The organism is Erwinia sp. MYb416, from assembly GCF_037479575.1.
Lineage (GTDB): Bacteria > Pseudomonadota > Gammaproteobacteria > Enterobacterales > Enterobacteriaceae > Erwinia > Erwinia rhapontici.
Window position 1 is genome coordinate 1 of the sequence record NZ_JBBGYT010000289.1, and the last position, 414, is coordinate 414.

Consider the following 414-nt stretch of genomic DNA (forward strand, 5'->3'; position numbering starts at 1 on the left):
CTACCATATTGGTGGAAATCACCAACAGGGCAATGGCGATGGCCGGATAGAATGCGGCGCTGACGCCAAACAGTATGCCGTCACGATTTTCACGCACAATGCTGCCCCAGTCGGCGGTTGGCGGCTGAACCCCCAGCCCAAGGAAGGAGAGCGTGGAAACAAACAGCACGCAGTAGCCAAAACGCACGCCGAACTCGGTGAGCAGTGGCACCCAGGCATTGGGTAACATTTCATGAAAGATGCGCCAGCGGTGAGACTCGCCAGCCAGTAACGTCGCTTCCATATACTCCATCGCTGAAATCTGTTTCGCCAGCGCATACCCCAGACGATAGACGCGGGTGGCTTCAATCGCCGCCAGTACCACAATCAGCGTGAGGTTCTCCTGGGGTAATACGGCCAGCGCCACCAGTGAAA

The 414-nt window shown here is 57.0% G+C and carries 1 protein-coding gene; it reads right to left on the reverse strand.

Annotated elements, in window-relative coordinates; all coding sequences use genetic code 11:
* The coding region (locus WH277_RS02605; RefSeq protein WP_339504247.1) for an ABC transporter permease at window positions 1–414 on the reverse strand (414 nt) is incomplete at both ends.